The sequence below is a fragment of the Spirabiliibacterium pneumoniae genome, from assembly GCF_014884995.1.
Lineage (GTDB): Bacteria > Pseudomonadota > Gammaproteobacteria > Enterobacterales > Pasteurellaceae > Spirabiliibacterium > Spirabiliibacterium pneumoniae.
Map to the genome: position 1 here is coordinate 75,900 of NZ_JABMII010000001.1, position 18,582 is coordinate 94,481.

Below are 18,582 nucleotides of genomic sequence, written 5' to 3' on the forward strand. Positions count from 1 at the left end.
ATTTTCGCAAAAATTGGGTCAAAATATAGCGGATTTAATAATATGAAAACGCCTACTGTTGCATTAGTACTTTATCCTGACTTTAGTTTATTCCATTTTTCTATTCCATATAAAATTTTTTCAACGATTATAGATCAGAAAAAACTTTTTGATATTAAAATAATTTCAACGGAAGATATATCAAGACAAACACATCATGAATTATCCATTCATCCACATGGTGGATTGGAATTAATTCCAGAGTGTGATGTCATTATATTATTTGGTGGAAATAATCAAAGTAGGCCACCACAGAAGTTATTAGATACATTAAAAAAAGCATATTCTCAAAAAGCCATACTTGTCGGCTTGTGTTATGGTGCCTATATTCTTGCATACTCTGGTATTTTAGATGGAAAAAAAGCGACTACACATTGGCTTGCACATGTAGACTTTTCTATGAGATTTCCTAAAGTCAAACTAGAAAAAAATACTATTTACATTGAGCAGGATAATGTTATTACGTCGGCTGGAACTGTTGCCAGCTTAGATTGCTGTTTATCTATTGTTAGAAATTATTATGGTGTAGAAATAGCAAGTAATATTGCAAAAATACTTATTATGCCAACTCATCGAGAAGGACTCCAGCCACAATTTATTCCACAACCTGTATCAAAGAAAAATAAAAATTTCAATATAAATCAATTAATTAATATTATCAGGCAAAATATTTGTCAAGATTATTCAATTAATCAACTCGCTTCTCAACTTGCTATGAGTCGAAAAACATTTACTCGTCATTTTCATAATATTACTGGACAATCATTTACTCATTGGCTAATTGATACGAGATTAGCCTACGCGAAAAATTTATTAGAAACCACAGATCTTAATATAGAAACAGTATCTTTACAGAGCGGTTTTAAATCATCAACATCAATGAGACAGCATTTTATTAAAAAATATAATGTAACGCCAAAGCAATGGCGTTTTAGATTTAAATCATAAAAAAGCGAAATTCGTCTTTTTACTCCTCCAAAACCACATGCCCAATGTAGCTTAAGTTACGATAGCGTTGGGCGTAGTCGATGCCGTAGCCGACAACAAATTCATCAGGAATGGAAAAGCCGACCCAGTCCACTGGTACTTCCACTTCACGACGGGAGGGTTTGTCGAGTAAGGTACAGATGGTCAGGGAGGCGGGTTCGCGCAGCAAGAGCATTTGGCGGACTTTATCGAGGGTGTAGCCTGTGTCAATGATGTCTTCAGCAATCAGCACATGCTTGCCTTTGATGTCGCCATCAAGATCTTTGGTGATTTTTACATCGTGGTTGGAATAAAGCCCTGTGCCGTAGCTGGTGGTGGTCATAAATTCAATTTCAGTAGCAATGTTAATTTCTCGCACGAGGTCAGCCATGAACATAAACGAACCGCGCAACAGCCCCACCACGGTGATGCAGTCCACCTGTTGCTGTTGATAAAAACGGGTAATTTCTTGCCCAAGGGTATGAATACGGGAGATAACGTCGGCTTGCGGAATAAGGGTTTCAACGTGATGCTTTTTCATGATTATGCCTTTCATAAACTAAGATGTTTTATGATACATCAAAAGTGCGGTTGAATCCAAAAAGAAAGGCTGAAGAATCTTCAGCCTTAAAACTTAACGAATTTACTTTTACTCTACATCTGCTGGACTGCTATCACAATCGCTGCGGACTCGCTACACCCAATGCCGTGTAACTGAGTGCTATCATATCAGGTTTATTTTTGTTGTCAATAAGAATTATTATCAATTGCATTAATTACCTGAAATTTTCATCTCGTCGAGTAAAATGGAGCCTGATTGAATGTTAGAGCGATGCTCAATGTCATCACTCATTGCCACCATATTGGCGAGCATGTCGTTAAGGTTGCCCGCAATGGTAATTTCACTCACAGGATAAGCAATTTCGCCATTTTCAACCCAATAGCCCGCCGCGCCGCGGGAGTAATCCCCTGTCACTAAGTTCACGCCTTGCCCCATCAGCTCCGTAACCAAAAGCCCTGTGCCCATTTGCGCTAAAAGTGCGGTCAAGCCACCGTGTAAGTTCGGGCTGACGTGCCAGTTGTGAATGCCGCCAGCATGGCCTGTGCTTTGCAGTCCCAGTTTTTTTGCGCTATAGGTGGTTAATAAATAGGTTTGTAAAACGCCTTGGTCGATAATCACGCGCGCTTTTGTTTTCACCCCTTCACTATCAAACGGTGTGGACGCAAGCCCTGCGCGTAAGTGCGGTTTTTCCGTGATGGTTAACCAGCTTGGCGTGATGGCTTGCCCAAGTTTATCCAATAAAAAGCTCGTTTTGCGATAAATACTACTGCCGCTGGCGCCACCCACAATGGTGCCTAAAAGGCCTGTTGCCACATCGTTTAAAAATACAACGGGCGCACTGCAGGTGCGTAATTTGTGTGGATTAAGCCGTTTGAGTGTTTTTTGCGCGCACTGTTGGCCAACCCATTCGGCACTCGCCAGCTGGCTGAAATCGCGCGAGATGGTGTATTCATAATCACGCTCCATTGCGCCACCATCTTGACCAATTACACTGCAAGAAAGCGAATAGCGTGATGAAAGATAGCTGGCCAGCATGCCGTGCGTGTTGCCATAAACGCGAATGCCGCTGTGAGCGTTCACACTCGCCCCTTCACTGTTAACAACCCGCGAGTCAAAATCTAACGCGGCGCGTTCAGTTTGCAGAGCTAGGGCAATGGCATCATCCACGCTGAGATCGTGGGGGTAATAAAGATCAAGATCAGGCGGATTGAGGGCTAGCAATGCAGGCTCAGCAAGGCCGTTGCAATCATCTTCTGAGGTGTATTTGGCGATGCTTAACGCCGCTTCAACCGCACTTTTAACCGCACTTGGGCTAAGATCTGAGGTGGAGGCATTGCCTTTGCGTGCGCCAAGATACACCGAGATGCCAAGCGCGCCGTCGTTGTTAAATTCGATATTTTCAAGTTCTCTCAAGCGACTCGAAACCGACAGCCCCGCTGTTTTAGTGGCGCCTACTTGTGCGCTCGCACCCGCTTTTTTGGCATAATCCAGTGCCATTTCAGCCGCATTTAACAATGCTTGCTGTTGTTGAATTAAAAGGGATTGTGTTGACTCTGTCATAGTTCACTCTTTTGTAAAAAATTGCCCCATTCTACCGCACTTTTGCGTCGCTGTTTAACGTAATTACATAATTTATGCTATGATGAGCGCAATTTTGACAACCACAGAGAGTTTATGCAACACAATACGCCTGACTTTTTAGATAACACCGACCAAGATGACGACATCATTTGGGTCAGCAAAAGTGAAATCAAGCGCGATGCGCAAGCCTTAAAAAAATTCGGCGAAAAATTGGTCGCACTCACCCCTGCACAGCTTGACAAACTGCCCCTAGAAGAAAAATTGCGTGATGCCATTGACCTTGCCCAGCGCTCACAACGCGGCGCCTTGCGTCGTCAGTTGCAATATATCGGCAAACTGTTGCGCACAATGGACGTGGAGCCGATCAAAGACGGTTTGGAAAAGCTGGAAAATCGCCACAATCAGCAACAAGTGCTATTCCACCGCTTGGAAAAATGGCGCGATGAACTGCTTGAAGAAGACAATAATGTGCTTTTCTCACAGCTGATCGCTGACTACCCCGCCCTTGATATTCAGCATTTGCGCAACTTAATTCGCGGCGCCAAAAAAGAACGTGAGGCCAATAAGCCACCGAAGTTTTATCGAGAAATTTTTCAATATCTCAAAGAGTTGTGCAGTGATGAGTAAACCATTTCCAAGCGCACGCGCGCTCTTTCCGCCACACAAGCGCAAGCTCAAAGTGTTGCGCTCACGCCTGCGTTATTATTTTTATCGCACCAAAGCGCGCGCGCAATGTGAGCCGTGGATGGATTATTTGTCCAACCAGCCACAGACCAACGCCATTTTTGAGGCTCAGCCATACCGCCATTATGCCTTGCTGTATTGCTATGGCGACAAACGTTTCACACCTGCCCAGCGGCGGGAGGCAATGCAATATACCTTTGATTTTGTTGCGCAGAAATTAGGCGCGCGCTATGACGCCTTAGTGGCACAAAATGCGCTGCCTTTCGCGCCGTTGACAGACGACATCAGCGCCTATTTCAACATCAATCAAATTGATCCGCTCGAGGGCTTTTTCTCACTGAATCTGCGTGATCACAGTGCGCAGCGGCTGTATGATTTGGTTTTTATGATCTTGCCTGACAAACGCATGGTGATCACTTCGCTACAAGGCCCTAAAGGCGAGCAAGCACAAGCACTGGTGCGCAGCCTCACTAAGCAGCTGCATGGCATGCGACCGCACTTTATGTTAGTCAATTTGATGAAAATGCTGGCCGCGCACTGGGGTTGCACGCTCTATGGTGTGGCACACAAACATCAAGCCAAATACCGCTTTAACGATCACTCTCGTTTACTGTTTAACTACGATGAATTTTGGGCTGAAAATGAAGGTGAGTTTGAAGCGCAATCTGGCTTTTGGCGCCTGCCAACGGCGATTGAACAAAAATCGCTGGAAGAGATTGCCAGCAAAAAACGCAGTATGTATCGCAAACGCTACGCTATGCTAGAACGCGCACAAGCCGAGATTGCCACATTCTAACACCAAAGTGCGGTTGCAAGTTAGAGTTTGCGCCGCCCGATTAAAGCATGGGTCAAGGTGGTGCCGTCGGTATTTTCCAACTCGCCACCCACAGGAATACCGTGGGCAATGCGTGTGACGGGGATGTCATATTGCTGGCAAAGCTGTGCGATAAAATGTGCGGTGGCGTCGCCCTCAACAGTGGGATTTGTGGCTAAAATCACTTCACTAAAGGTTTCACTGAGCAAACGTTGTTCAAGCAAATCCAGCCCGATTTCTTTCGGGCCGATGCCATCGAGGGGAGAAAGATGCCCCATCAACACAAAATAGCGACCAGAATACTGTCCTGTTAACTCAATAGCTTGAATATCAGAAGGCATTTCAACCACGCACAACTGCTGACTTTTTTGCCGACGCGGATTGCGGCACAGGGCGCAGACCTCTTCTTCCGTGAATGTACGGCATTGGTTGCAATGCCCAATTTGGCTCATGGCGCGCTCAAGCATTTGGGCAAGGTTCATGCCACCACTGCGGTTGCGTTGCAGCAAATGGTAAGCCATACGCTGGGCCGATTTTGGGCCCACACCTGGCAGGCAACGCAAGGCATCAATTAATTGCTCTAATAATGGGCTGATTTGCATAGGCTGTCTAAAACCGCACTTTCATAAAAGTGCGGTCGGCAATTAGAATGGCATTTTAAAGCCAGGTGGCAGTTGCATGCCGTTGGTGATAGACGCCATTTTTTCTTTTTGCAACTCTTCGGCACGGCGCACCGCATCGTTGTAAGCAGCGGCGATCAAGTCTTCCAGCATTTCTTTGTCGTCTTCCATCAAAGACGGATCGATTTCAACACGACGGCAATTATGCGCACCGTTGATGGTGATTTTCACCAACCCCGCGCCTGATTCACCTGTCACTTCCAGCTGGGCGACTTCTTCTTGCATTTTTTGCATGCGCTCTTGCATTTGCTGCGCTTGCTTCATTAAATTTCCAAGTCCACCTTTTCCAAACATTGTTTTTTCTCTCTCTTTTCGTGTAAAAGCTGCATTTTAGCCTAAAAGGTTGACGCTGGCAAAGGCTAACCGACTGGCCGTATGCTATCAAGCTCCAGTGTCGCATCAAACGCCTCCTTGAGGAGCGCGAGCTTGTCGTCTTGCTCAAGGGCGGCTTTCGCGGATTGGCTTAGTTCTTGATACACTTCACGGCGCAATTCGATGGGAGTTAGCTCATCGCTATCATCACAAATTTCAACGCGTAACTGCAAGTGCGGTTGAGAAAAATACTGTTGTAATTTGCTTTGTAATGCCTCGAGGTAATTATCCCGCTGCAAATGACTAAATTGCGAGCGCAGCCCAAGGACAATTTCCGTTGCATTGTGGCTCAACAACAAGGCGTTGAGTGCCAGCTGCTTGCTCAAGCCCGTCATACCCAACGCCTCCACATCCGCCGCCCATTTATCACGCTCGGCACTAAGCTGCAGCACTTTTGCCACCACGTCAGGCGTATAGTCTTGCAAAATGGCTTGTTTTATTTCCGATGGGCGCAAGCGGTTGTCATCATGGCTTTCAAGCTCAGGGTTGAGCCACTGCCAGTGATAATCTTCACCAATTTCATCGTCATTACTTTCGGGTTGGATATCTGGTGTGGGCACCTCTTGATCAGGCTCTTCAGGCGCGAGCGTGTGTTGTGCTAGGTGGTTTAAGCGCTCAAGCAAATCAACCTTGCCGCAGGTTTGCGCTTGCACTTTGCTCGCAGGCGCTGGCTCAGTGATTGCTACGGGCTTTTTTTTTTCTTCTTGATTGAGTTTTTTTAACGCAGCTGCTGCGCGCAAGGCGGGCGAAAGTGTGTCACTCGTCTCAGCATTGAGCTCATCGGTCGGCGTTTCTTTAACGGCTTCGCTGACCGCACTTTGCACCGCATCATAGTGCTCCACAGTCGGTTTAACCACTTGCGGCTTCGTCACCGCACTTTGCGTTTTCAGCTGCTCACGCATGGCGTCAATTTTGCTTGCGGTATCTGGCGCGGCTGTTGGCTTGCTTGCAGGCGCAACCTGCCAATTACTCGGATGGAAAGCCAATGCACGCAACAATGTCATTTCAACGCCACTGCGTGGCTCGGGCGCAAACGGCAGCTCCTTGCGCCCCGTTAAGATCAACTGATAATAAAACTGCACATCTTCAGGGGGCAAATGCTGCGCCAAAAAGCCAATGCGGTCATCGGTTTGCTCACCTTTTAACAACTGGCGCATGGCAATCAAATGCAGCTGGCTGGCCAGCTGCTGGAGAAGTTGATCCCAGCCAATTCCTTTCTGCGCCACCGCCGAAATCGCCTGCATTAAGGTATTGCCATCGGCCAGTTGCAGCGCTTGAATAATATCCAACGCTTGGTCATCATCCAGCGTGCCAAGCATTTGCTGCACAGTGGCTAACCGCACTTCACCATTACCCATCGCAATCGCTTGATCGGTCAAGCTCAACGCATCACGAATGCTACCCTTGGCGGCTTTAGCGAGTTGCTCAAGTGCGGTCAGGTCAAAAGCGAGCTTTTCTTGATTTAAAATTGCGCCCAAGTGTTCGCTGATTTGTTCGGTGTCCAGTGCTTTGAGATGAAACTGAATGCAACGGGATAAAATCGTGATCGGCAGTTTTTGCGGATCGGTGGTGGCAAGCAAGAATTTGACGTATTCAGGCGGCTCTTCTAGCGTTTTGAGCAGCGCATTGAAACTGTGACGCGATAGCATATGCACTTCATCAATCAAGTAGATTTTAAAGCGCCCTTGCACGGGTTTATATTGCACATTGTCCAGCAAATCACGGGTGTCTTCCACTTTAGTGCGGGAAGCGGCGTCGATTTCTAATAAATCAATAAAACGCCCTTCTTCAATGGCTTTGCAATTAGCACATTTGCCACACGGCGTGGCGGTAATGCCCGTTTCGCAGTTCAATCCTTTGGCAAACAGCCGCGCAATGGACGTTTTACCCACCCCGCGCGTGCCTGAAAACAGGTAGGCATGATGCAGTCGACCCGTGTTTAGCCCATTTTGCAATGCGCTGAGCACATGCTGCTGGCCGACCACTTGCGAAAAGGTTTGCGGCCGCCATTTTCTTGCCAAGACCTGATAGCTCATGTTATCCCTTAATATTGATCTTCACTAAACTCAACCACGTCAAAACACGCAATGTTTTCTTTCGCCAACCGCTCTTTGCCGCCAAGATCAATCAAGCGAATAATAAAGCCTGCATGCTCGGCTTTACCGCCTAAGCGACGGATCAATTTTGCTGTTGCCTCCACCGTGCCGCCTGTTGCGAGCAAATCGTCGATGATCAACACATTATCGCCTTCCGTAATGGCATCAACGTGGATTTCTAACGTATCTTGTCCGTATTCTAATTCATAACTTTGCGAGAGCGTTTCACGCGGCAGTTTGCCAGGCTTACGCACCAAGACAAACGGCACGCCAAGCGCCAGCGCTACGGGTGCGCCAAAAATAAAGCCACGCGACTCGGTGCCTACCACTTTGGTGATGCCTTTGTTGCTGTAATGTGCCACCAACATGTCGATAGCCGCTTGAAATGCCAGTGGATTTTCAAGCAAACTGGTAATATCTCTAAAAATAATGCCTTTTTTTGGATAGTCAGGAATTGCTTTAATCGCGGAGCGAATCAATTCACACTTTGCAGTCATTATTAAACCCTTAAAAAGTCGAAATCAAATTAAAAACCTAGCATAGCAAAACGCCCATTTTGTGCAAGTTATTGTGCGGGCATTTTGTAGATATCTTCGCCATCTTTGCGCGTTTTTAACAGCCGTAAAATCCATACATATTGCTCAGGTGACTCACGCACATAATCTTCAATCACCGAGTTCATATTACGCGCCATCTGCACGTCATCATCGCTTAATGACATAGACGGTTTAATTTTTAGAATGTATTTACCCTCTTGCGCACTGTAACAAGCAAACATCGGAATCACCACCGCGCGGGCGATTTTCGCCATTTTATTCAGCCCTGGTAACGTGGCTTTGTAAGTGGCGAAAAAGTCAGCATAGACACTCAGCTCCTCGCCGTAGTCTTCATCTGGCAAATAGTACCCCATTTCACCAGCACGTACGCGGTTTAAAAACGGCTTAATGCCATTTTGCCGCGCTTGCATTTTGCCGCCAAAGCGCTCACGAGTTTTGTTCCACAAATAATCCACCAGTGGATTGCGATGCGGATTATACATCGCCGTCATCGGCATGCCTTGAGTGTGCAAAATAATGCCTGAGGCATCAATCGACCACGTATGGGGCACCAATAAAATGATGTTCTGCCCTGCTTTGCGCGCCTCAATAATGTGCTCAAGCCCTTCAAAACGGGTGCGCGCTTTCAGCTGCTCACGCGAGCGCAGTGCAATCTCGCCAATGCCCAGCATCACTTGACTGACAGTCACAAACATCTGTTCGATGACCGCACTTTTTTGCTCGTCGCTCCACTGGGGAAAGCAATAATCAAGGTTAACCTTCGCGCGATGATATTGCTTTTTCGCCTTGCGTGCCACCATGCGAGCGAGCTTAGCAGCAAGAGCGTCACGCCAGCGATAAGGCAAAAATGCCAACAGTGCGATCACTCCCATGCCAAGCCACACGCCCCAATATTTGGGGTGCAAAAATTGCCACGACCATGCAGGATCATAGCCCACACGCGAGGTCAGGCGGATATTTTCATCGCTCATTAAAACCACCCATTATCCATTGCCAGTTTCACTGTCATAATCAACGACATCAGTACCACCATTGGGCGGATCAGTTTTTGCCCTTTGGTTAATACCATTTTTGCGCCCATCCGCGCACCTAAAAATTGCCCCAGCATCATCAAAAAACCAATTTCCCACACTACATGCCCGCCAAGGATAAAAAATAGCAACGAGGCGACATTGGAGGTAAAATTGAGCACTTTCGCGTGTGCGGTGGCTTTGGCGAGGTTATAGCCTAGTAGAGCGACAAACGCAAGACTGTAAAACGACCCCGTGCCTGGGCCGAAAAAGCCGTCGTAAAACCCAACCCCAAAGCCTGCGGTGAGCGCAAACACGATCAAACTTACACGGCGTTGTTTATCCACAACGCCAAGATTGGGGGACAGCAAGAAATACAGCCCGATGGCGAGAATCAAAAATGGCAGAATTTTTTTCAAAAAACTGGCATCAATTTGCTGCACCAACAACGTACCCAGTGCCGCACCAATAAAGGTGCACACAATCAAAAACCACACCGAGCGAACATCTACCGCTTTTTGGCGGATAAAATACCAACTCGCCGAAAATGAGCCGCCACAGGCTTGTAACTTGTTGGTGCCCAGCGCCATGGCAGGTGACATTCCCGTTGCCAACAGCGCAGGGATAGTGATAAGCCCGCCTCCGCCCGCAATGGCATCAATAAAGCCCGAAATGCACGCCAAGACAAACAACAGCGCGATCACGTCAAAGCCTAGATCCATAGGTTCTCCTCATCATTAAAGTGCGGTTAATCTTGTAGCCATTTGTATTTATCAGGAGCATCAAGCACTTGCTGGCATAATGCAGGCAGCGCAGGCACGCTTTTTTTCGGCTTACTCACGCTCGGCTTCGGCGGTTCAAACCAAGAATAAAGCTCCGCACCACAGCCTTCGCCAGCGGGGATAGGCGCTTGCTCTTGGCAATATTTGGCATCACTTGGGCAATGCAAGCGTACATGAAAATGCGCATCATGCCCAAACCACGGGCGAATTTTGCGCAGCCAGTTGCGATCGCCGCGCACGCTTTGACACAGTTTCACCTTGATGGCTGGGTTGACAAAAATGCGCGCCACTCGCGGGTCTTGACTAGCCAGTTTCAACATGGTGGTTTGCCCGTTTGTCCACACTTGCTCATCCACCACTTTGCGCGCACGATCAACCATTAACGTGGCCACTGGCGTTCTTGCTTCTTTATCACTCAACGGGCCAAAGCGCAGCCAAATATCGGCATCTAGCCCGATTTGGTGACTGGCGTGGCCCGTTAAAAAACGCCCGCCGCCTGGCATAGCGATGTCGCCCACCAGCATGGTTGGCAAGCCCGCTTGTTTCACGCGCTTGCCCAGATCTTGCAAATAACGGATCATCATCGGGTGCCCGTAGTAGCGATTTTTCTGCATACGGATAACTTGATAGCCCTCACCGCGCCACGCCAACGGCTGCGCGCCAATAATACAGCCATTACTGTAGCCCCCAACGGGCAACGCCTCACCTGGAATAGGGCGCTTAATTTTTTGCCACTCGGTTTCCGCCACCGCACTTTGCATCGTTAAAAGTGCGGTCAGCGCGAAGGTTGCAAGCATGATTAACCGTTTCATTATACCAGCTCCTTTAAGCCACACTGTGCACGCTGGCGTAATAGGTGGTCGAGTAAGACTATCGCCATCATCGCCTCAGCAATCGGCACCGCACGAATGCCCACACACGGGTCGTGGCGGCCACGAGTGACTACTTCCACTGCTTGGTTGTTCACATCCACACTGCGCCCTGGCACCGTGATACTTGAGGTGGGTTTGAGTGCAATGTGCGCGATAATCGGCTGCCCTGTACTGATTCCCCCTAAAATGCCGCCAGCGTGGTTGGAGCAAAAACCTTCAGGGGTCATTTCATCACGGTGCGCTGTGCCTTTTTGGCTCACCACTGCAAAGCCGTCACCAATTTCTACGCCTTTCACCGCATTAATGCTCATCAACGCGTGGGCAAGATCGGCATCGAGACGGTCGAAGACAGGCTCACCTAAGCCCACAGGCACATTTTGCGCCACCACGGTGAGCTTAGCCCCAATGGAGTTACCTTCTTTTTTCAATGCTCGAATCAGCTGATCAAATTGCTCGACCGCACTTTGGTCAGGGCAGAAAAAGGGGTTGCTGTTGACCGCATCCCAATCGATCGCATCAAGGGGTTGCTCGTTTATTTTCACATCGCCCATTTGGCTCAAAAATGCGTTGATTTGTACGCCAAAATGCACTTTAAGGTATTTTTTCGCGATCGCCCCTGCTGCCACGCGCATAGCAGTTTCTCGCGCAGAGGAACGCCCACCACCACGATAATCACGCAAGCCATATTTTTGTTGATAAGTGTAATCCGCATGCCCTGGACGGAATTTGTCTTTAATATCGCCGTAGTCTTTAGAGCGTTGATCAGCATTTTTGATCACAAGCCCGATGCTAGTGCCCGTTGTTTTGCCTTCAAATACGCCAGAGAGAATTTGCACTTCGTCATCTTCACGCCGCGGGGTTGTATAACGTGACGTGCCAGGTTTGCGACGATTAAGGTCATGTTGCATATCCGCCTCGCACAGCTCCAGCCCTGGCGGCACACCATCAACAATACAACCTAACGCCACCCCGTGGGATTCCCCAAAAGTCGTTACGCGAAAAAGCTGTCCGATACTATTTCCTGCCATATGTTATCCTTGTCTAATGTTCATCATCGCCATCAAAGTCCAAATCAAGATCATGGTCGCGATGGTGTTCTTCATATTCTTTAATCAATGGTGGCTTGCGTGTATTTTTTGCCTTATTGACCGCACTTTTTAACTCAACGGGCTGAGAATTTTTAGTCCCCGATTCATTGGCTAACGCTTGTTGGTCGAGCTTAAGTTGCTGGCCATCAGCAAGGTTTTTGATATACACATCCAATTGGTTGAATGCAATTTCAATATTATGCTGTTTGAACAGTTCATCGATACGACGATTTAAAAAGTCAATCGTTGGGTTGCGATATTCTGTTTGGCTGACATACACCCGTAACTCGTGATCCAACGTGCTGGCACCAAAGGTGAGAAAATAAACTGACGGGACAGGCTCTTTTAGCGCGTGTGGCGCTTCATCAGCGGCTTGCAAAAGCAGATCCCGAGTGAGCTCTAAATCGGATCCATACGCCACACCCACCTCCAGCACAATGCGCGTAACCGTGTTCGACAGCGACCAGTTGGTCAAACGCTCTGTCACAAAGGTTTTGTTTGGTACAATCACCTCTTTGCCATCAAAATCTACAATGGTGGTGGCGCGAATGCGGATTTTCGATACTGTACCGCTAAAAGAGTCAATGGTGATAATATCCCCAATGCGTACAGGGCGCTCAAATAAAATAATGAGGCCTGAGACAAAATTGGCAAAGATTTCTTGCAAACCGAATCCCAGCCCCACCGACAGTGCGGCAAATAGCCATTGTAATTTGCTCCACGACATGCCTAGGCTGGAAAATGCACTGCCCGCCCCCACGGCAATGATTAAATAACTTAAAATGGTCGTGATGGCATAAGGCGCGCCTTGCGAGAGGCGAATGCGCGAGAACACCAAAATTTCCAGCACCCCACTTAAGTTTCGCACTACCAAATAAGTTCCCCATAAAATCAAGAACGAACTGAGCAAATTGAGCAGCGTGACGGATTCCAGTTCCGTTTTGCCATTTTCACCCGTGCTAGTTTGCTGCCATAGTGTGATGCCGTCAAGGTAATATGCCACGCTCAGCAAATCTGACCACACCCAGTAGAGCAAGCCGACCAGTAAAATCCACATCACAATGTCGCTGACTTGACTAATTTGTTGATTAACGGTGGCAATAGCGATTTGCTCTTCTTGCGCATCCACCATAAACTCCTCGCCGCGTGTTTCTTGCTCTTGTTGTTCCCGCTCACGCTCACGTTTTTCTTTCAAACGACGATAAGCTAGCTTGCGCGCTGACACACGAATGGCACGATGGATAATCTCACGCAGATAAAACCACAAAATGGTCACTACATAGGTGTATGTAATATATTTGATCAAAATAAGTGCGGTGTAGTAATAACCTAATCCAATCAATACAATCAATATGATCGGGATAAGTACCAACAACACACTAAAAATGCGCAGAACTGTGGTGTAGTTGATCTGCTCGCCACTATTTTTATGATCCGTTTGCATGTGCTTAACGGCATTGCTAAATGCTGGGCGAATCTGAAATAAAAAGGTCAACAACGCTACCACAATCATCGTCTCACCAAGATAATCATTCGTAACGCCAGTATCTTCAAGGCCAGTAAAAATAGACGCGTTAAGCAATACCACCAAAATCGGAATAGATCGTTTTAACGTGCTGCGGAACAGTTCATTAGTCGTTTGCGAAAAATTGAAGTGGCGATAGCTGATACCATTTGGGCGCAGCAATGCCAGCATAAAAGCAAAAAAGAGCCAAAACGCCGCCATCCGAAATGCCCAAGGCAAATAATCGAGCGGCGTTTTAAACATAAAAAATAAAATCACCGTGAGGCTAACCAAAAACAATAATGTGCTTGGCAATGCTAACAATACGGTATAAATCAACACCATAATAGTGCGCCATAGGCTATCACCATTAAGTGTGTTCACTTGTGAGTTATGAAACGTAATACGTTTTTTGATCCACTCTTTGCGCCAGCTGATCAAAAACATCGGCACCAATAACACCACCAACAGCAACGCCACCGATGTAATATGTTCACGCCAGTGGCTAAAGCCCATCAAGCCGACAATTTGCTTAATTTGCGCACTGGCCATTTTCGGCAAGTTTTTAAACCATGTCCAATCCACAGGAATGTTGCTGCGCACCCAAAAACTTTGCTGCTCGAGTTTGCTTTGCAGCTCATTACTAATGCTCACTACCTGTTGTTGATTAAGCTCAATATTAATTGCGTGATTAAGCTGCTCATTTAGTTGAGTGATGATGTCGGTTAACAGCTTACGGCGATCTTGTAAAATCGTGGTCAGCTGTCTTTTCTCCAATGCACTAAATTGGGTATTGTGCTCTATTTCTAAGTTTTCAATATAATTGGCAGGATTAAATACCTCATCACGCTTTTCATTTACGTTAAACAGCATAACACGCAATTGTGTGATGCGATTAGGCAAGTCGCTGATCAAACTATCACTGGGCAGTGAATGGCGCTGCTTATTAATCACACGAGAAAGTAGTAATGTACCCTGCAAAGCACTAATTTGCTCTTCTAGGTTACGTTGAGTTTGAATGAGATTATCCAACGCATTGCGAATGCGCAAGCCATCTTGTACCAATTGATTGTTGGTATTGGTTTGCTCAAGTAAATCTTGACTGAGTTTTGAATTCAATGCCAGCTCGGATTTGATCAGCGGATTAGCTAAATTATTGCCACTGCTTTGCTCTAGCTGGGCAACCTGCTGCTGCGATAATGCCAAACGCATTTCACTGATTTTTTGCACCAAGCGCCCTTGAATGGCTTGAATATACTGCTGCTCAGCGGTTTTTTCTGCGATTTGCGATTCGTATAATGACGTTAAGCGTGAGCCGCCATTAAGACTGAGCTGATTGTATTGATTGCGCAGTTCAATCAACTCCAACTCCGCTTTATATTTATCACGCAACGATGGACTAACCTGTGCGCTGAACATCAACTTGTTAAGCTGTGTAGTACGCTCAAGGTTTTCGCTCAGTGACATTTGAATCCGTTCAGGTGCACTGCGTTGCGCTACCAGCTGCGTGTTTAAATTGGTTAACTGCGTTTGAATTTGTTGAAGTTTCGCTTCATTACTGGTCTGCATGGCAGTGAGTTCATCTAGTGTTTTGTCTGACCACTGTTGCGCCACTTCATCTGCTTTGGGCTGATCATTAATTTGATTAAGGCTACTTTGGCTTTTTTGAATCAGGCTATCGGCTTGATTCACCGTGTTTCGCAGCGCATCGATAGCACTTTGTTGCTGATCGACTTGCGTCAATAATGAGAGAGTATCTCGCAAATTATTCAACAACAGCTCTGTATCTGGCTCTTTTTTGTCGCTTTTTTCCACCGTCTCAATTTGTGCTTGCACATCGGCTTTTTTCGGCAGCGTATCTTGCCCCAATGCGTGGGTGCCAAATAACAAGAGCACAATGAATGAAAACAACCGTAAGCCAACCTTCAACATAACCTTCCTTATTATTTAATCATATTCACGATTATTTAATCATATTCACGCGCTCACGCAGCGCTACACGTGAAATTTTAATCGCGCCTGGCGCCATGACAGGCAGCGGATAGTACGCAACGGGCTGCTTAAAACGTTCAATTTGCGTGGCAATACGCTCAGCCAGCACCGCACTTTGTGTGGCAAAATCACCCTGCGTAAATGCCACAAACGCCACTACTTTGTGCCCGAACTCGGCATCCACCTGCCCGACCACATAAGCCTGACTAACCAGCCCCGTTTGATAGAGCACTTGCTCAATCTCCTCTGGCTGCACATTTTCACCACCGCAAATGAACATATTATCCATTCGTCCTGTGATGTTCAATCGCTCGCCGTCAAAAGTGCCGCAATCTCGCGTGGCAAACCAGCCTTGCGCGTTGACAATCGGCACTATTTTTCCTTGTTGCCAACGCCCCAACGCCAGCCCCGCACCGCGTACCCAAATTTCACCTTGCTCCACCCGCAGCTCACGCCCTCGTAATAGTGCAAAGTGCGGTTGTCCGCTGCGTTCAATATAAACGGTGGAGGCCATCTCCGTTAAGCCATAACCGCGATAAACCTCAAGCCCTTGCAATTGCGCCTGTGTGCACAATTGTGGGTCAAGATACGCACCGCCGAGCAACACTTTCTGCCCTGCTCTGACCGCACTTTGCATCGTTTTTTTCTGCTTCAGATAGCGCCACAGTTGGGTGGGTACAAGCGAGCAGTGGCTACAACGGGTAATGTCGGCAAGCAGATCATCACTCGGCAGACGCAAGCAGGCGCCTTGGCTAATCCAACGCCAAGCAATGCCTTGACCAGAAACATGAAATAATGGCAAGGTGTAAAGCCATGTGTCTTTCGCGCTAAACTTCAGTGCTTCACATACACCACAAGCATTGGCTAAATGCGCCTGTACATTGTGTACGATGGCTTTAGGTTGCCCAGTGGACCCAGAGGATAGCGTCATGCTTAGCCCATGCCAAGGGTTGACCGCACTTTGTGCTAATGCTCCCGTCAGCGCCAAAGGCGTCAGTGGCAACGTGATTGGCTTTTCCGCCCAATAAAACAACAGCTGATTGTCATCGCAAATGCGCTTTAATTTTTCAGCGGGAAAATGCGGATTGAGCACCATTACGCGCGCGCCTACCGCTAAAGCGGCAAAATAGAGCAATAATTGTATTAAGCTGTTGTGCCCAATCAGCGCCACCCCTGCATGCTCGCCCACATGGGCTGTTCGCAACTGAGCACAAAGGGCATCGAATGTGCGCATAACATCGCACCAACGCAATGTACGAGATGAAAAAAGCAAGTCATCGATTGCACTTGCTTTTTCACCCCGCTCACAGGCGATGCGCTCACTTGTACGCAGCTGCGCTAAATGCGCTTGCCACGCTAGTGCATCATGCAGTGAAATACGATCTGACATCGTCGATCAAATCAGTCGGCAAGTGCATAGACGTCATCGCCCCTTCCAGCATCAACATTTTCCGCTGACTATTGGTGTTAGTGATCACCCAGTAGGGTGTTTCCGGGATTTGCTTTGGCTTGGTGTGTGTGCCGGCTTGCAACAAGGTGGCTTCATCCCGCGCAAAATACACCCGTGTTCGCCCCGCTAAAGATTCAGTGGCTTGCGCGAACGTCTCAGGATTAGCTCGATAAAGTGCGGTCAAAATCATTAAAAATTTCACCACCCCCTTGCTCTCTTGCTGAAAGGCTTCTGAGTCGATCACCTTGCGCACGCGGTTAACCACGTGCATGATGGACTCTTGCGATTGTGTTTTTTTGCTTACGGTCACCTCAGGCTGCACGTTGCTAACCGCTGGCTTTGCTGGCATAGGGATACTGACAACCGGTGTTGGCGCGCGCTCAACATTGGCTGGCTCGGGTGCTGCCACCGCAGGGGAATGGTCAGCCGATAAATTTAACAAGCGACGTAAAATATCCGACGCGCTCTCCCCAATGGATTGGGTGTTAGACACGAGGTATTGATAAATTTCTTCGTCGACTTCGATAATTTTCATGCTTCTCTCCTCTTGCGCTAAGCACAGTTTTGCTTATGGCAGTGATTGCTTGATTTGAATATTATTTTGCCCCATTATACTCATTTAAAGTCCGTTTAACTACGATTTAACAAACACAAATGTCACAAAATACACAATTTCTCCATTATCAATGGCAAAATGCCGAAAAAACAATCAGCAGCGCGCCCACCATGGTGCTTCTGCACGGCTTATTTGGCGATCTTAATAACCTTGGTGTCATTGCGCGTGCATTCGCGCAAGACTACCCTGTGCTGAAAATCGACCTGCGTAATCATGGGCATTCATTTCATAGTCACGAGATGAACTACGCTGACATGGCGCAGGATGTGATTACGCTGCTTGACCAGCTTAGCGTGCGTGACGTGATATTAGTCGGGCACTCAATGGGTGGGAAAACCGCTATGGCGGCGGCTGAGCGCCTTGGCTCACGAGTTAAGCAATTAATCGTGCTAGATATTGCGCCTGTTGCTTATGGCCACAATGGGCACGATGATGTGTTCAATGCTTTGTTTGCCGTACAAAAAGCGATGCCTGCAACACGCCAAGAGGCCAAGCCTATTTTGCAGCAACATATTCAGGCCGAAGGTGTACAACAATTTATGCTGAAATCCTTTGATGCTAGTTCACCTGATCGTTTTTTGTTTAATTTGACCGCACTTTATCAAAATTACGACAACATTATGAGCTGGCAGCCATTGCATATCAGTGTGCCAACACTATTTATTCGCGGCGGGCGATCGCAGTATGTGGCGGACCACTATCTGGCGGCTATCCACGCGCAATTTAGTGCGGCAAAAATCGTAACAATCGACGACACCGCCCACTGGCTGCACGCGGAAAAGCCAAGTGCGGTTATTGAGGCGATACGCGCGTTCTTAGCCTAATTTAACTTTTTTGAAAAGTATGGTATAGTTCGCAAATCTGGCCAACGGCTTATCATTCTCACTTGAATGAAATAACGTATGATTTATAACAAA

Annotated in this window: 17 protein-coding genes; 4 read left to right on the plus strand and 13 right to left on the minus strand. The window is 47.4% G+C overall.

Annotated elements, in window-relative coordinates:
- The first annotated feature begins 42 nt into the window (after nt 1-42).
- The gene (locus HPC38_RS00410) at nt 43-987 is read left to right on the plus strand and encodes a GlxA family transcriptional regulator (protein WP_208119307.1); all 945 of its coding nucleotides are present in this window, start codon (nt 43-45) and stop codon (nt 985-987) included.
- A gap of 19 nt (nt 988-1,006) precedes the next feature.
- Here HPC38_RS00410 and hpt read toward each other — a convergent pair whose 3' ends face one another.
- Both hpt and pmbA read right to left on the minus strand, forming a co-directional pair.
- Nucleotides 1,007-1,546 carry a hypoxanthine phosphoribosyltransferase gene (gene hpt, locus HPC38_RS00415; RefSeq protein ID WP_208119308.1) on the minus strand — a complete coding sequence of 180 codons (540 nt, stop codon included), beginning with the start codon at nt 1,544-1,546 and terminating at the stop codon, nt 1,007-1,009.
- A gap of 231 nt (nt 1,547-1,777) precedes the next feature.
- Nucleotides 1,778-3,127, minus strand: a complete 1,350-nt coding sequence (pmbA, locus tag HPC38_RS00420) for a metalloprotease PmbA (RefSeq protein ID WP_208119309.1) — start codon at nt 3,125-3,127, stop codon at nt 1,778-1,780.
- Between the two features lie 114 nt (nt 3,128-3,241).
- Here pmbA and yjgA point away from each other — a divergent pair, with 114 nt between their 5' ends.
- Complete coding sequence (gene yjgA, locus HPC38_RS00425) at nt 3,242-3,775, plus strand: ribosome biogenesis factor YjgA (RefSeq protein ID WP_208119310.1); 534 nt, start codon at nt 3,242-3,244, stop codon at nt 3,773-3,775.
- Entirely contained in the window at nt 3,768-4,628 is an 861-nt protein-coding gene (locus tag HPC38_RS00430; protein ID WP_208119311.1) for a VirK/YbjX family protein, read from the plus strand. The genes yjgA and HPC38_RS00430 overlap by 8 nt, the downstream gene beginning before the upstream one ends.
- Nucleotides 4,629-4,648: 20 nt before the next feature.
- Here the strand turns inward: HPC38_RS00430 and recR are convergent, their stop codons facing one another.
- From recR to seqA, 11 genes are all read right to left on the minus strand, one after another.
- Nucleotides 4,649-5,248 carry a recombination mediator RecR gene (gene recR, locus HPC38_RS00435; RefSeq protein ID WP_208119312.1) on the minus strand — a complete coding sequence of 200 codons (600 nt, stop codon included), beginning with the start codon at nt 5,246-5,248 and terminating at the stop codon, nt 4,649-4,651.
- A gap of 42 nt (nt 5,249-5,290) precedes the next feature.
- Nucleotides 5,291-5,620: a YbaB/EbfC family nucleoid-associated protein gene (locus HPC38_RS00440; RefSeq protein WP_208119313.1), complete on the minus strand. Its 330-nt coding sequence runs from the start codon at nt 5,618-5,620 to the stop codon at nt 5,291-5,293.
- A 65-nt stretch (nt 5,621-5,685) separates the two neighbouring features.
- Nucleotides 5,686-7,734, minus strand: coding sequence for a DNA polymerase III subunit gamma/tau (gene dnaX, locus HPC38_RS00445; protein WP_208119314.1), 2,049 nt, complete (start codon nt 7,732-7,734; stop codon nt 5,686-5,688).
- A gap of 8 nt (nt 7,735-7,742) precedes the next feature.
- Nucleotides 7,743-8,291, minus strand: coding sequence for an adenine phosphoribosyltransferase (gene apt, locus HPC38_RS00450; RefSeq protein ID WP_208119315.1), 549 nt, complete (start codon nt 8,289-8,291; stop codon nt 7,743-7,745).
- A gap of 68 nt (nt 8,292-8,359) precedes the next feature.
- Nucleotides 8,360-9,322, minus strand: a complete 963-nt coding sequence (gene lpxM / locus HPC38_RS00455) for a lauroyl-Kdo(2)-lipid IV(A) myristoyltransferase (protein ID WP_208119316.1) — start codon at nt 9,320-9,322, stop codon at nt 8,360-8,362.
- Nucleotides 9,322-10,083, minus strand: a complete 762-nt coding sequence (locus tag HPC38_RS00460) for a TSUP family transporter (RefSeq protein ID WP_208119317.1) — start codon at nt 10,081-10,083, stop codon at nt 9,322-9,324. The genes lpxM and HPC38_RS00460 overlap by 1 nt, the downstream gene beginning before the upstream one ends.
- Before the next feature lie 26 nt (nt 10,084-10,109).
- Nucleotides 10,110-10,955: a penicillin-insensitive murein endopeptidase gene (mepA, locus tag HPC38_RS00465; RefSeq protein WP_208119318.1), complete on the minus strand. Its 846-nt coding sequence runs from the start codon at nt 10,953-10,955 to the stop codon at nt 10,110-10,112.
- Nucleotides 10,955-12,043 (minus strand): chorismate synthase, encoded by a 1,089-nt coding sequence (aroC, locus tag HPC38_RS00470; RefSeq protein WP_208119319.1) that lies wholly within the window; start codon nt 12,041-12,043, stop codon nt 10,955-10,957. The genes mepA and aroC overlap by 1 nt, the downstream gene beginning before the upstream one ends.
- Before the next feature lie 13 nt (nt 12,044-12,056).
- Nucleotides 12,057-15,539, minus strand: coding sequence for a mechanosensitive channel MscK (gene mscK, locus HPC38_RS00475; protein WP_208119320.1), 3,483 nt, complete (start codon nt 15,537-15,539; stop codon nt 12,057-12,059).
- A 31-nt stretch (nt 15,540-15,570) separates the two neighbouring features.
- Nucleotides 15,571-16,989, minus strand: a complete 1,419-nt coding sequence (locus tag HPC38_RS00480) for an AMP-binding protein (RefSeq protein ID WP_208119321.1) — start codon at nt 16,987-16,989, stop codon at nt 15,571-15,573.
- Complete coding sequence (gene seqA / locus HPC38_RS00485; RefSeq protein ID WP_208119322.1) at nt 16,964-17,584, minus strand: replication initiation negative regulator SeqA; 621 nt, start codon at nt 17,582-17,584, stop codon at nt 16,964-16,966. Before seqA ends, HPC38_RS00480 begins: the two co-directional genes overlap by 26 nt.
- 119 nt (nt 17,585-17,703) lie before the next feature.
- Between seqA and HPC38_RS00490 the strand changes: the two genes are divergently transcribed.
- A complete protein-coding gene (locus tag HPC38_RS00490) occupies nt 17,704-18,489 on the plus strand; it encodes an alpha/beta fold hydrolase (RefSeq protein ID WP_208119323.1) in 786 nt (261 codons plus the stop codon).
- The last annotated feature ends 93 nt before the right edge of the window (nt 18,490-18,582 follow it).

Coding starts and splice junctions, on each gene's coding strand:
- HPC38_RS00410 (WP_208119307.1), top strand. CDS start 43: ATGAAAACGCCTACTGTTGCATTAGTACTTTATCCTGACTTTAGTTTA.
- hpt (WP_208119308.1), bottom strand. CDS start 1,546: ATGAAAAAGCATCACGTTGAAACCCTTATTCCGCAAGCCGACGTTATC.
- pmbA (WP_208119309.1), bottom strand. CDS start 3,127: ATGACAGAGTCAACACAATCCCTTTTAATTCAACAACAGCAAGCATTG.
- yjgA (WP_208119310.1), top strand. CDS start 3,242: ATGCAACACAATACGCCTGACTTTTTAGATAACACCGACCAAGATGAC.
- HPC38_RS00430 (WP_208119311.1), top strand. CDS start 3,768: ATGAGTAAACCATTTCCAAGCGCACGCGCGCTCTTTCCGCCACACAAG.
- recR (WP_208119312.1), bottom strand. CDS start 5,248: ATGCAAATCAGCCCATTATTAGAGCAATTAATTGATGCCTTGCGTTGC.
- HPC38_RS00440 (WP_208119313.1), bottom strand. CDS start 5,620: ATGTTTGGAAAAGGTGGACTTGGAAATTTAATGAAGCAAGCGCAGCAA.
- dnaX (WP_208119314.1), bottom strand. CDS start 7,734: ATGAGCTATCAGGTCTTGGCAAGAAAATGGCGGCCGCAAACCTTTTCG.
- apt (WP_208119315.1), bottom strand. CDS start 8,291: ATGACTGCAAAGTGTGAATTGATTCGCTCCGCGATTAAAGCAATTCCT.
- lpxM (WP_208119316.1), bottom strand. CDS start 9,322: ATGAGCGATGAAAATATCCGCCTGACCTCGCGTGTGGGCTATGATCCT.
- HPC38_RS00460 (WP_208119317.1), bottom strand. CDS start 10,083: ATGGATCTAGGCTTTGACGTGATCGCGCTGTTGTTTGTCTTGGCGTGC.
- mepA (WP_208119318.1), bottom strand. CDS start 10,955: ATGAAACGGTTAATCATGCTTGCAACCTTCGCGCTGACCGCACTTTTA.
- aroC (WP_208119319.1), bottom strand. CDS start 12,043: ATGGCAGGAAATAGTATCGGACAGCTTTTTCGCGTAACGACTTTTGGG.
- mscK (WP_208119320.1), bottom strand. CDS start 15,539: ATGTTGAAGGTTGGCTTACGGTTGTTTTCATTCATTGTGCTCTTGTTA.
- HPC38_RS00480 (WP_208119321.1), bottom strand. CDS start 16,989: ATGTCAGATCGTATTTCACTGCATGATGCACTAGCGTGGCAAGCGCAT.
- seqA (WP_208119322.1), bottom strand. CDS start 17,584: ATGAAAATTATCGAAGTCGACGAAGAAATTTATCAATACCTCGTGTCT.
- HPC38_RS00490 (WP_208119323.1), top strand. CDS start 17,704: ATGTCACAAAATACACAATTTCTCCATTATCAATGGCAAAATGCCGAA.